Raw genomic sequence first — 13397 nt, 5'->3', positions numbered from 1 at the left:
CCGATGCCCGTCCCATGCTCAACCCCCAACAATTGGCCGCCGTCGAACACTGCGACGGTCCGCTGCTGGTGCTGGCCGGTGCCGGCTCGGGCAAGACCTCCGTGATCACGCAGAAGATCGCGTATCTCATCGCGCGCAAGAAGCTTGCGCCATCACGCATCGCCGCCATCACCTTCACCAACAAGGCGGCGAAGGAAATGCGCGAGCGCGTGGCCAAGCTGATCAGCAGCGAGGATGCCGCCGCGCTCACCGTGTGCACCTTCCACGCGCTGGGCCTGAAGTTCCTGCAGATCGAGCACGCACGTGCAGGCCTGCGCAAAGGCTTTTCCGTGCTGGATGCGGATGACAGCGAAGGCATCATCAAGGAACTGGCGCCCAAGGGCATCAAGCCCGACGTGCTGTTCGGCATCCGCAACCTGGTGAGCCGCGCGAAGAATGCCGGCCTGTCACCCGAGGAAGCGCTGGCGGCCGCGCGCAGTCCGCGCGAGCTGGACGCCGCCACCATTTACGATCTCTACCAGACGCGACTCAACGCGTTCAACGCGGTGGACTTCGACGACCTGATCCGCCTGCCACTGCGCATTCTGGAAAGCGACGAGGAATGCCGCACCATCTGGCGCGAACGCCTGCGCTACCTGCTGGTGGACGAATACCAGGACACCAACGATGCGCAGTACCGCCTGCTGAAGGCACTGGCCGGCGACCGCGGCAGCTTCACCTGCGTGGGCGACGACGACCAGTCGATCTACGCGTGGCGCGGCGCGAACCCCGAGAACATCGACCAGCTCGGCAAGGACTGGCCGAGCCTGCGCGTGATCAAGCTGGAGCAGAACTACCGCTGCGGCAAGCGCATCCTTCGCGCGGCCAACACGCTGATCGCCAACAACCCGCATCTTCATGAAAAGAAGCTGTGGAGCGAGCATCCGGAGGGCGCGCAGATCCGCGTACTGGAGTGCAAGGAAAACGAGCACGAGGCCGAGCGCGTGGCCGCCGTCGCCGCCACGCTGGCGGAGAAGCACAAGGCGCGCTGGCACGACATCGCCATTCTCTATCGCGGCAATTTCCAGGCGCGTCCGCTGGAAAAGGCGCTGCGCCTGGCGCGCGTGCCGTATCACCTTTCCGGCGCGTTGAGCTTCCTCGACCGCGCGGAAGTGAAAGACCTGCTGTGCTACTTCCGCCTGCTCACCAACCCTAGCGATGACGCGGCTTTCCTGCGTGTGGTGAACGTGCCCAAGCGCGAGATCGGCAGCACCACGCTGGAGAAGCTGGGCGAGATCGCGCAGACCCGCCATGCGCCACTGCTTGAAGCCGCGCGCAGCGACGCCGTGCTGCGCCAGCTGTCGCCGCGCCCGGCCTCCGCGCTGGCTTCGTTCACGCAGTTGATGGATGAGCTGCGCAGCGCCTCGATCCACCAGAGCGCCGCCGACCTGGTCGACACCGTGCTGGAACGCACCGGCTACGCCGCCCACGTGGCGGCCAGCACCACGGATGCCACGCTGCGCGACCGCCGGCTCGGCAACCTGCGCGAACTGGCCGACTGGTTCCGCGCCATGCAGCGCAACGACAACACCACCGGCGACCTGGCCGCCCAGCTCGCCCTGCTCACGCACGCGGACCGCGACGAACCCGGCAACGCCGTGCGCATGATGACGCTGCACGCGGCCAAGGGACTGGAGTTCCGCTTCGTCTTCATCGTGGGCTGCGAGGAAGGCACGCTGCCGCATGATGGCGCCATCGACGAGGGCCGCATCGACGAAGAGCGTCGCCTGATGTACGTGGGCATCACCCGCGCCAAGGAAATGCTCACCCTGTCGTGGTCGGCCAAGACCAAGCGCTACGGCGAAGTGAACAGCAACCAGCCCAGCCGTTTCCTGCACGAACTGCCGCAGGACGACCTGCACTGGCAGGGCAAGGATCCGGAAGCAGACAAGGAAGTGGTGCGCGAAACCGCCGAATCACACATCGCCAAAATCGCGGCGATGCTGGCAGGGAACTGAGCTCGTTCCCGCAGTGAACCGTCTTTCGAAGGCTTGAAGTCTTTGGGTGGTCATGACCACCCAAAGCCTTCGTTCGTCTCATAGAATCGGTGGCTACACACCGATGCGGATCGCCATGACCGAGCCAGCCCATCTCTATGCCCAGCTGGTCGATGCCTTCAACCGACGCCAATGGCTCCAGGCCCGCGCCGTGGCCGGTCGCCTGCTGCCGATGGTGCCCAACGATGCGGGTGTCTGCTACATCACCGGCGTGACCTTCATGGAATTGCAGGAGATGCCGCTGGCCCTGGGATTTCTGCACAAGGCGATGGATCTTGAGCCGACCCGCGCGGACTATGCCACGCAGTTCGCCAAGGCGCTGACCATGGTGCGCCGTACCCGCGACGCAGTCACGGCGGCGGACAAGGCGATGGCCCTCCATCCCACCGACGCCTTTACGCTGGACACGCTGGGCGTGGTCTACACCCAGGGGCACGCCCACGATCGTGCCGCCACGGCGTTCAAGGCTGCGGCGACGCTGATGCCCGAGCAGGCCTCCTATCGCTTCAACCTGGCGACGGCGCTGGTGGCCATGGGCGACATCACCACCGCCGAACAGGAGCTGGAAGCCTGCATAGCGCTCGACGCGACCTTCTGGGGCGCACACCTTACGCTCTCCCAGCTTCGGCGACAGACGCCCGGGCACCACCACGTGCCACGGCTGCAGGCGCTGGCCGACGCGCATCCGCGCAATGAGCAGGCCCAGACTTACGTGAACATGGCGCTGGCCAAGGAGCACGAAGATCTTGGGGAGTATCCCGCGGCGTTCGAGCGACTGGTACGCGGCAAGTCCTCCGGCAAGGAAACGCGCGGCTATTCGATTCACCACGACGAGGCGCTGTTCGAGGCCATCGCACGCCAGTTTCCTCAGTCGCAGGCTGCCGTGCAGGGCGATCCGACGCACGAGCCGATCTTCGTGATCGGCATGCCACGCTCGGGCACGACGCTGGTGGAACGCATCATCTCGAGCCATCCGGACGTGTACTCGGCTGGGGAACTGCAGAACTTCGGCGTGGTGCTCAAGCGCCAGAGCGGCAGCACCACGTTTCCCATGATCGACCTGGACACCATCGAGCGGGCGCGGCAGGTCGACTGGACCAGACTGGGCGCCGACTATCTGGCCAGCACCCGGCCGGCGACTGGCCAACGCCCTCGCTTCATCGACAAGTTGCCGCACAATTTCCTTTATGCCGGCTTCATCGCGAACGCCTTGCCGAACGCTCGCATCGTGTGCCTGCGGCGCGATCCGGTGGACACCTGCCTCAGCAACTTCCGCCAGCTTTTTTCGCAACTTTCCCCGCTGTACGGCTACTCGTTCGACCTGCTCGACACCGGGCGCTACTTCGTCCTGTTCGACCGGCTGATGGCCCATTGGCGCAAGGTGTTTCCCGGTCGCATCCTGGAAGTGGAGTACGAGGGCCTGGTGGACGCACAAGAAGAACATACGCGCCGGCTGCTGGCATTCTGCGACCTGCCATGGGACGACCGCTGCCTGCAATTCGAAAAGAACGATGCGCCGGTGAACACCGCCAGCGCCGTGCAGGTGCGCGCACCCATCTATCGAACGGCGGTACGGCGATGGAAGAAGTACGAAGCCCAGCTGTCGCCCCTGCTGCAACTGCTGGACGACGCCGGCATCGCCTTCGAACGCTGAAAGGCGACATCGCCCGGTAAAAAGAACGGCCCCGCTTGCGCGGGGCCGTTCGTCATCACACCAAGGCCATCGCAGGCGATTACCTGGCGGTTCCGCCAAAGCTGTATTTCGCTTCCAGGTAAATGGCGCGCCCGTACACGTTGTAGTTGTCCGTGTTGTAGGGCTGGTTGAACGTGCCCGGGTAGCTGTCGTCCTTGGGCGGCATGGAGTTGAACAGGTTGTTGACCAGCAGCGACAGCGCCAGGTTCTTCATCGGGTTGTAGGTCACGCTGGCGTTGTAGAGGATCCACGGCGCCAGCTTGCCGGTGCCTGGTTCTTCATAGCTGTTGAGCACCGTGGCCAGGTAGTTGGGCGTGCTGCCATAACGGTTGAAATACAGCGTTGCACCCCAGTCACCCTTGCTCCAGGTCAGCGAGCCGTTGGCCTTGGACTTGAAGTCCGTGCTGTAGAACGGCTCGCGCAGCACGTCGATCTTCGGGTCGATCACGAAGTCCTGCGTGGTGTGCTTGAGCAGGTCCGAGTACGACAGCGCCATCGACAGCTCGCCGAACGAACCAATCGGCTGCACGTAGCTGAAGTTCGCCGTGATGGCGTTGACCTCTTCGTTGGCCAGGTTCAGCTTGGGCGTGGCGATATTGGTGATTGGACCCAGCAAGCCATCCTTGCCGGGGCCACGCGTGATCAGGCTGAATGCCTGGGCGCAGGTGCCCGACTTGGGATCAAGCGTGCCGATATCGCACAGGTACTCGGTCTTGGACAGCTTGTCCGGATCCACCTGCACCACTTCGTTGTTGATGTTCCAGTGCAGGTAGTCGACCGCAATCGACATGCGCTCGATCGGTGCCCAGACAAAACCGTAACTCCACACCTTGGCCGTGATCGGCTGCAACGCGGGGTTGCCGTAGGTCAGGCCCTGGTACTGCGTGTTGTCATACGGCGGCGGGCACTTGGTGGGAGCCACGGCCGGGGCGTAGCCCAGGCGTGCGCAGTTCAGGTAGTCGGTGACCGAGTTGTAGGAGCCACTGGGGCGCTGGAACTCGTCCGCCAGCGTCGGCGCCTTGAATGCGGAGCCGTAACGGCCACGCAGCAGCAGTGTTTCGACCGGGCGGTATTCAAGGCCGACGTTGAACGTCGTGTGGTCCACCGTCTGGTTGTCGACGTAGTAGGCGTCGTAGCGGGTGGACAGGTCCATGGTCAGCTGTTCGAGCAACGGCAGGCGCAATTCGCCGGTGGTGGCGAAACGCGAACGATGGCCGGCACCCGGCGTGGCGCTGGTGCCGTACACATAGCTCTGCGTGTTGCCGTTGCCGTCGGTGATGGTTTCCAGCAGGCGCGGGTCGGGCGAGGAATCCCAGCCCTGGTTGCCGCCTTCCATCACCACGGCGAGTCCGGCATCACCACCCGGCATCACGAACAGCGACTGGTCCGTCACCTGGCCGCGGATCATGTTGTCCCAGGTCTTGGAATGCGAGGTGGTGTAACCGGTGAAGCTGCGGAAGTCCGACGGCGAAATCTGGTTGTACAACGCCGCGTAGTTGGGCGTGAACACCGGATACCCGGAGTACGTGCCCTGCTGGTGGCCCATCACGTGATTGGCGAAGTACTGCTCGATCGGACCGGTGAAGCGCTGGAAGTCGCGATTGGTAAGCTGGTCGTCCGAGTGGGTGAAGCCCAGGTCGTAGTCCCAGTTGTCCAGGAAGTGGCCCTTGCCACCCAGGGTCAGCATGTACGAGCTCTCGTACTGCTTGCTCATGATGTTGTCGAAGCCACCGACCTCTTCCGGCGTGAAGATCTTCTGCATCAGGCGCAGGTCGCCCACCGTCGGATCCCAGAAGTACCCGCCCGTGGAGCCCGCCGTGGCGACGCTGGTGCCCCAGAAGGTGGTGTTGCTGCCGGAGGTGAACTTCTGCTCCTGGTAGTTGTAGAGCAGGTCGCCGTACAACTGCAGGTCCTCGTTGACGTCGAAGGTGGAGTGCGAATACAGGTTCGCCGTCTTCGTGTCGTTGGCGAGGGTGGCGTAGCCCGCGCTGTACTGCGAACCGCAGTAGTAGCCACGCCCCTGTCGGTACTGCTTCATTTCGGTGCCGCCGTAGCCGGACGCCACGGTGGAGCAGTTGTTCGGGTCAAGGAACAGGTATTTGCCGGTGATGCCACTGAGCACCAGGTAGTCACGCGACGCCGTGGGCGGGGTGGTTCCCTCGGTGAAGTACTGCTTGGTCAGGTCGCGGTCATAGCCCCAGATCGGCTTCTTCTGCTCGTACTGCACGCCGATCATGGTATTGAAGGCGCCGAACTGGAAGCTGTCGGCAAAGCTGATGCGCTGGCTGGAACCACCGCCTTCACTGAAGCCACCCAGGCGCACGTCGATGACCGGCGCATCCACCTTCTTCTTCAGCACGATGTTGACGACACCGGCAATGGCGTCGGAACCGTAAAGCGAGGACTGGCCACCCGGCAGGATGTCGATGTGATCGACCATTTCCTGCGGGATGTTGCTCAGGTTGTTGAAGATGTCGCTGCCGTTGTACAGGCCCGGGAAATCACCCATGGGCCGACCGTCGATGAGGTACTTGGTAAAGCCCACCGGCAGACCGAACATGCTCAGCGTCTGCGCGCCCGTGGTGAAGGAGTTATTGTCCTGCGGACCCTGCACGCTGCCGGTGGCGAACGACGCCTGCTGCAGCGCTTCGGCCACCGTGGTGAAGCCGCGTGCCTTCATCTGGTCCGCGGTGATGGTGACCACGGGCTGCGCGGTTTCCACCTGCGACTGCGGAATCAGCGAACCGGTGACCGTGACGGCTTCGAGCTTCTTCGCCTTCTTGACCTGGTCGCTTTGCGAATCGCTTTGCGAGCTGGAGGAAGTGTCTTGCGATGATGCTTGTGCGGGTGCGTTATCGGCGTCGGTGGCTGCGAGCGTCGCGGACGCATAGCCAAACGCCAAGGCTGCCAGGACGGCAGCCGTCAGCTTGGACTTCAACATCTTGGTTCTCCCCTACGGACTGTAGTCAGTCGTCACGCCGTCCCCCGGCGCGGGCTGTAACAGGAACCTCGGCAAGTCGCCGCCCTCCCTTAGGCACGAACTTGCCGGTTACCTCCATGTTCCTGTCGGCGCGATGTGTAGCACAAACTTTTCTTTTACAAGCGTGCCACACATTGCGGCGCAATTTCATGCACCACAACACACCAAAATATGGACAGAAGTCCATGAAAAACACTGGCTTACATAGCAGACGAGACAGGTATCGAAATATATTACGGACATCCAGACGTCCGAATGGCAAAGCGAGACTTGCTATAAACTTACGACTTTCGAATGAAGCCGTCAGATCAGCCGCTCGGCTTCCAGTTCGCTCTTGAGGTAGGCGTAATAGATCGGCGCGGCGATCAGGCCGGTCAGGCCGAATGCCGCCTCCATCACCAGCATCGCCACCAGCAGCTCCCAGGCACGGGCGCGGATCTGCCCGCCAACGATGCGCGCGTTGAGGAAGTACTCAAGCTTGTGGATGAGTATCAGGAAACCCAGCGCCGCCACGCCGACGCCCAGCGAAACCGAAAGACCGGCGATGGTGATGGCGGTGTTGGAGATCAGGTTGCCGATCACCGGCAACAGGCCCGCGATGAAAGTGACCACCACCAGCGTTTTCGCCAGCGGCACGTGGATGTCCATCAGCGGCAACACGCCGAGCAGGAAGATCGCGGTAAACACGGTGTTGAGCAGGGAAATCTTGATCTGCGCGAACACGATGTTGTGGAACGCTTCGGCCAGCCGCTGCGCGCGCAGGCCCAGCGCCGAGGCGAGCGGCCCCACCTGATGGGCCGGTCGGGCGCGGCTCAGTGCCACGATGGCGCCCAGCACCATGCCGATCAGGATGTGCACGAACACGCGCGCCGCTTCCTTGCCGATGGTCTGCAGGCTCACGGAATGCTTGCGGGTGAGCTCCATGGCCATCACGCGCAGGTCATCCACGCTGTCGGGCAGCCAGCCGACGATGGTGGCCGGCAGCTGCTCGCGCGCCTTCTCCACCAGCGGCATCAGCTGCTGCTGCCACATCAGCTCCGGATTGCCGATCTCGTTGCGCAGGAAGCTGACCGCACTGAGGATCAGCAGCACCAGCAGCCCAACCACGATGGTGCCCAGCAGGGCCACCACCAGCGCGCGGGCGCGATCGCCCGGCACGCGCTTGCCCAGCAGCGGGGCGGTGGACTGCACCAACTCGTAGACCAGCAGCCCGGCAAACAGCGCCGGCAGCAGGTGCAGGCCCAGCACCAGCACCAGCGCCGCGGCAGCAAGCAGGTAACTGGTGATGCGGATGGCGGGCGACGTCGGGCGGGATGCTGTCGTGTTATCCATGCAAGATCATGCGAAGGCGGGCGGGCTTGAGTCTGTCAGCAGCCGGTGGCAGCCGCCAGCCCTTGAGTCAACCTGCCCCGGGGACAAAGTGGCGGTGACCAGCCTATGAGATGGCGCCATGCGGCGTCTCTTCAACGCCGCGACGGCGCGGGCCGCGAAACATCGATGTCGTAAACTCGTGCAACCCTGCACGTTCTGTTTACCCGGGAATCCTTCATGTCCGTTCGTTTGCCGGCGGCGTTTGCCGCCCTGGTCCTGCTTGCCGGTTGCAGCAGCACCACCCCCACCAAGCCCACCGCACCGAGCGCCCCTGCCGCGCCCGTCGCCGCCGCCCCCGCACCGGCGACGCCTGCCGATGACAACCTCAACGCGGTGGCCTGGAGCCAGAACGCGATCGAGCACGACCTGATCTACCTGCAGACCTACCGAGATGCGCAGGCGCGCCTGCTGGCTGCGCTGGCCGACAAGCAGTGGGATGCCCTGCCCAAGGACGACCGCCTGACCCCGGCGAAGGGCCTGCAGCCCGCCGTGGTGCTGGACATCGACGAGACTGTGCTCGACAACACGCCCTACCAGGCCCGCCTGGTGAAGAGCGGCGGCGAGTACAACGAGGCCGACTGGGCAGCCTGGTGCAACGAGCAGCGCGCCCGCGCCCTGCCCGGCGTGGTCGAGTTCACCCAGTTCGCGGCCAAGCATGGCGTCCAGGTGATCTACATTTCCAACCGCGCCAAGGACCTGGACCAGGTCACCCTGGCCAACCTGCGCAAGGAAGGCCTGCCGGTATCCGGCCCCGAAGCGTTCCTGGGCCTGGGCACCTTCGTGGAGGATTGCGAGCAGGTCGGCACCGAGAAAGGCTGCCGCCGCCAGCTGATCAGCCATAAATACCGCGTTTTGATGCAGTTTGGCGACCAGATCGGCGATTTTGTGACCGTGCTGGCCAACAACGCCGCTGGCCGCCAGAAGGCCGTGTCGCCCTATATGGACTGGTTCGGCACCCGCTGGTTCGTGCTGCCCAACCCGACCTATGGCGCATGGGAGCCGGCGTTGTTTAATAATGACTGGACGGCACCGCGCGACGAACGTCGCCGCCAGAAGATCCAGTCGCTGCGTTTTGATTGATAGTGATCAAATAAAAACAATCACTTACACAGCACAAGCTAACGTATTGCTTTAAGTTTAACGGGGAAGTAAGATCCTCCCCGCCAACACCTGCTGACCTTGATAATTCCGCAGGCAAGGCCATTTCCCTTCCGGCTCTGCCGGATTACCCCGTGAGGCCCACCGCCCGCGGGGTTTTCTTTTGGGGCCTCCCCCAAAAGCTCCTGAACGGGCACACGGCCTTGTGTCCTGGCTCTTGTTCACGCGGAGCCGCCCCGCTTACGCTCCGCCGGACCGCCCAGCCGAATCCGCCGGGCGCCATCACTACCGGAAACCCATGCGCCGCTCATCCGTCTTCTACGCCGTTGGTGCGTTCATTGCCCTGCTGGTGCTGGCCACGGCCGCCGCGTTGTTCATGACCACGCACAAGCCTGCCCCGCCGCCGGTAGTGGTGGGTGGCGACACGCCGGAGCAATCCGTGCAGCAGTCGCTGGCGCTGATCAAGGTGGGTGATTTCGCCGGCTTCTGGAAACATGCCCTGCCGCCGGCGGACTACGAAACCCTGCGGTCCGACTGGACCCGTCCGCGCCCCGACGACCACCCGCTGTCGCCCGAAGATCGCGCGGACTTCGTCAAGAACATGCAGCAGCTCACCGAGCCGGATGCGGAAGCCAAGCTCTTCGCCCTGGCCAAGCCCAAGCTGGCCCAGCTGAAGGCGCAGTACCAGGACCAGGTGCCGGTGATGATCGGCATCTTCCAGGCCATCGCCGCCACCGGCGTGGCGCAGAGCAAAGACCTCACCAATGCGCAGAAGCAGCAGGCCACCGCGGTGATCAACGTGCTGGCCCCCTGGGCGCAGAACGTGCCGTGGTTCGACCAGAACCGCGCCAAGCAGGCCATCGGCGTGGCCGTGGCCACGGCGCGCAAGCTGGACCTGAAAACGCCCGAGCAGCTGAAGGCCATGGATTTCGATACGGCCATGCAGAAGTACAGCGCGGGCTTCCTCGGCATCAAGCAGGCACTGGCCATCTACGGCCTGTCGGTCGACGACATTTTCGACTCGGTGAAGGTCACCACACTGGAGAGCCGTAACGGCCATGCCCAGGTCCGCATCGACTACACCCTGCTCGGCAAACCGCTTTCCACCGAGTCGGAGCTGATCCAGCAGGACGGCCGCTGGTACAGCGCCGACATGCTGCAGAACGTGCACCAGGCGCACGAACGCCTGCTGGCGCCGGCGCCGGCCGAGAGCGCACCGGCCCCGGCCAGCACGTCCGCGCCGATCCAGGCCATGGCCCCGACGCCACCCGTCAGGCACTGAGCCCGACCGGCAGAACACCTTATTTACCCTCGCTCCGGTAAAAGGCCGGGGCGACGACGGGGAGCGTCGCCGGCCGCTACCGCATCAGGTAGTGGCGAAGCCGCGACCCGCCTCCCGAATATCCGGATAAACCGGCCCCACCAGTTACAATCAGGCTTATGCTGAATATGTCGACCACGGACACGCCCGCCCGTAGCCGCGCCCCCTGGTGGTTCAACCTGGCCGGGCAGTTGCTCGAACCCTGGGTACGCATCCGCCGCGATCCCGCCGAACCCGCCACCCTCCTGAAGGCTGGCGTGCCGGTTTGCTATGTGATCGAGCGCGACGGCTTCTCCGATGCCCTGATCCTGGACCGCGCCTGCCGCGAAGCCGGCCTGCCCTCGCCCATGCAGCCCTTGTCGGGCACGCGTCGCCGCCGATCGGTATTTGCGCTGGCGCGCCGTGACGGCTGGCTGTTCGGACGCAACCGCAAGCGCTCGCCCACCGAATCGCTGACCCAGCTGGTGCGCTCGCTGGAAGGCGACCCGGAGCGCGACGTACAGATCGTGCCCGTATCCATCTACGTCGGCCGCGCGCCCACCCGTGAGTCAGGCTGGTTCAGCGTGCTGTTCTCGGAAAACTGGGTGGTGGTGGGTCGCTTCCGCCGCATGCTGGCCCTGCTGCTCAACGGCCGTGACACGGTGGTGCATTTCTCCACCCCGGTGTCGCTGCGCACGGTGGTGAACGATGCGGGCGAAATCCTGCCCGAGCGCCTCACCCGCAAGGTCGCCCGCGTGCTGCGCACCCATTTCCGCCGCATCCGCGCGGCGGTGATCGGCCCCGACCTGTCGCACCGCCGCACCGTGGTGGACGCGGTGTTGAATGCCGAGCCGGTACGCGCCGCCATCAACGCGACGGCGGCGAAGGAAAACATCAGCCAGGCCAAGGCGTGGCGTCGCGCGCACGACCTGGTCATGGAAATCGCCGCCGACTATTCGCACCCGGTGGTGCGCTCGGCGTCGTTCCTGCTGTCCAACTTCTGGAACAAGCTGTACGACGGCATCCACATGCATCACTTCGACAAGGCCCGCGCTGCCGCGCCCGGCCACGAAGTGGTGTACGTGCCCTGCCATCGCAGCCACGCGGACTACCTGCTGATGTCCTATCAGCTGCACATGTCCGGCGTGGTGGTGCCGCACATCGCGGCCGGCGTGAACCTCAACCTGCCGGTGATCGGCCCTATCCTGCGTCGCGGCGGTGCGTTCTTCCTGCGCCGCAGCTTCAAGGGCAATGCGCTGTACTCGGTGGTGTTCAACGAATACGTGGCGCAGCTGATCGACCGTGGCGTGCCGATGGAATACTTCATCGAAGGCGGCCGCTCGCGCACGGGCCGCCTGCTGGCACCGCGCGCCGGCATGCTGGCCATGACGGTGCGCGCCTTCCTGCGCGCGCCGCGCCGCCCGGTGCTGTTCCAGCCGGTGTACATCGGCTACGAGAAGCTGATGGAAGGCAAGAGCTACATCGGCGAACTCTCCGGCAAGCCCAAGGAGAAGGAATCGCTGATCGGCCTGCTGCGCGGCCTGAAGGTGCTGCGCCAGCGCTACGGCCATGTGGCGCTCAACTTCGGCGAACCGATCGAACTCAATCCGATGCTCGACGCCGCCAGCCCCCACTGGCGCTCGGACGATCCGGATGCCAAGCCCGAATGGCTGGGCCGGGTGGTGGACGATCTGGCCGACAAGATCCAGATCAACATCAACCGCGCCGCGGACGTGAACCCCATCAACCTGCTCGCGCTGGCCCTGCTCGCCACGCCCAAGCACGCGATGGCCGAGAACGACCTGCTTGCGCAGCTGGAACTGACCAAGGCACTGCTGGAAGAGCTGCCCTACTCGGACCGCATGACGCTCACCTCGATGGATCCTGCCGGCATCATCGCCTACGGCGAACAGATGGGCTGGATCCGCCGCGTGCGCCACCCGCTGGGTGACGTGCTGGTGACCGAGGACGAGCAGGCGGTGCTGCTCAGCTACTTCCGCAACAACGTGCTGCACCTCACCGCCACCGCGGCGTGGGTGGCTTCGTGCTTCCTCAACAACCGCCGCATGTCGCGCGCCTCGGTGCTGCGCCTGGGTCGCATCATCTACCCGTTCATCCAGGGCGAGCTGTTCCTGCCGTGGGATGCGGACGGCTTCTGCCAGCAGCTGCAGTCCACCATCGACTTCTTCGTGCGTCGCGGCCTGCTCGAAGCCACCGGCGAAGGCCGCGTGCTCGAACGTGGCCCGGGTCAGGACGATGCAGCCTTCCAGCTCAAGATCATCGCGCGCAGCCTGATCCAGGCGTTCGAGCGCTACTACATCACCATCGCCGCGCTGGTGAAGAACGGCCCGCACACGCTCACCTCGGCGGAGCTGGAAAACGCCTGCACGCTCACCGCGCAGCGGCTCAGCCTGCTCAACGAGTTGTCCGCGCCGGAATTCTTCGACAAGGCCCTGTTCCGCGGCTTTATTCAGAAGTTGCGCGAAAACCGCATCGTGTGGACCGACGATGCCGGCAAGCTCGACTACGACAAGGGACTGGAGGACATGGTGCGCGACGCACGCGTCATCCTGGCCCGCGACGTGCGCCACTCCATTCTCAAGATCACCCCCGGCGGCGATGGCGAGAAGGACACTGCCAGCGAAAAGCCCCTGCCGGCCGACGCCACCAGCGAAGCGCTGCACGAACGCCACGTGGCCGCCGAGCACCACGAGCACGCATCGGTCGAAGTGAGCACGGCGGAAGAAACCGCTACCAGCGAGACGCCGACGAAGGAGTGAGGGAACCCTCCCACGCCATGCCCGTCATCCCGGCGCACCCCGCAAGAGGGGGCAAGGGCCGGGATGACGGTTTCTTTGTGACTGGCCGGCAAGGCGAACACCGGGAAGACCCGGGCGATATAGGTAGATAGTCACGAGC

7 protein-coding genes are annotated in these 13397 nt (G+C 64.5%); 5 read left to right on the top strand and 2 right to left on the bottom strand.

Annotation, left to right across the window (positions count from 1 at the left end):
- Positions 1-14: 14 nt before the first annotated feature.
- Positions 15-1997 (top strand): UvrD-helicase domain-containing protein, encoded by a 1983-nt coding sequence (locus tag H8F01_RS11165; protein WP_187055206.1) that lies wholly within the window; start codon positions 15-17, stop codon positions 1995-1997.
- 115 nt (positions 1998-2112) lie between these two features.
- Entirely contained in the window at positions 2113-3690 is a 1578-nt protein-coding gene (locus tag H8F01_RS11160) for a tetratricopeptide repeat-containing sulfotransferase family protein (protein ID WP_187055205.1), read from the top strand.
- A 79-nt stretch (positions 3691-3769) separates the two neighbouring features.
- On the opposite strand, the gene H8F01_RS11155 is transcribed toward H8F01_RS11160, so the two are convergent.
- Positions 3770-6670, bottom strand: a complete 2901-nt coding sequence (locus tag H8F01_RS11155; protein WP_187055204.1) for a TonB-dependent receptor domain-containing protein — start codon at positions 6668-6670, stop codon at positions 3770-3772.
- A gap of 342 nt (positions 6671-7012) precedes the next feature.
- On the bottom strand, positions 7013-8041 hold the full coding sequence (locus H8F01_RS11150; RefSeq protein WP_187059081.1) for an AI-2E family transporter: 1029 nt from the start codon (positions 8039-8041) through the stop codon (positions 7013-7015).
- Between the two features lie 216 nt (positions 8042-8257).
- Between H8F01_RS11150 and H8F01_RS11145 the strand changes: the two genes are divergently transcribed.
- The 3 genes from H8F01_RS11145 (at position 8258) to plsB (ending at position 13258) form a co-directional block, all read left to right on the top strand.
- Entirely contained in the window at positions 8258-9160 is a 903-nt protein-coding gene (locus tag H8F01_RS11145; RefSeq protein ID WP_187059080.1) for a 5'-nucleotidase, lipoprotein e(P4) family, read from the top strand.
- A 316-nt stretch (positions 9161-9476) separates the two neighbouring features.
- The gene (locus H8F01_RS11140) at positions 9477-10460 is read left to right on the top strand and encodes a hypothetical protein (RefSeq protein ID WP_187059079.1); all 984 of its coding nucleotides are present in this window, start codon (positions 9477-9479) and stop codon (positions 10458-10460) included.
- Between the two features lie 167 nt (positions 10461-10627).
- Entirely contained in the window at positions 10628-13258 is a 2631-nt protein-coding gene (gene plsB / locus H8F01_RS11135) for a glycerol-3-phosphate 1-O-acyltransferase PlsB (RefSeq protein WP_187059078.1), read from the top strand.
- The last annotated feature ends 139 nt before the right edge of the window (positions 13259-13397 follow it).

This window comes from Dyella telluris (genome assembly GCF_014297575.1).
In the GTDB taxonomy this organism is placed as follows: domain Bacteria; phylum Pseudomonadota; class Gammaproteobacteria; order Xanthomonadales; family Rhodanobacteraceae; genus Dyella; species Dyella telluris.
This window is presented reverse-complemented; position numbering and strand designations above follow the sequence as displayed.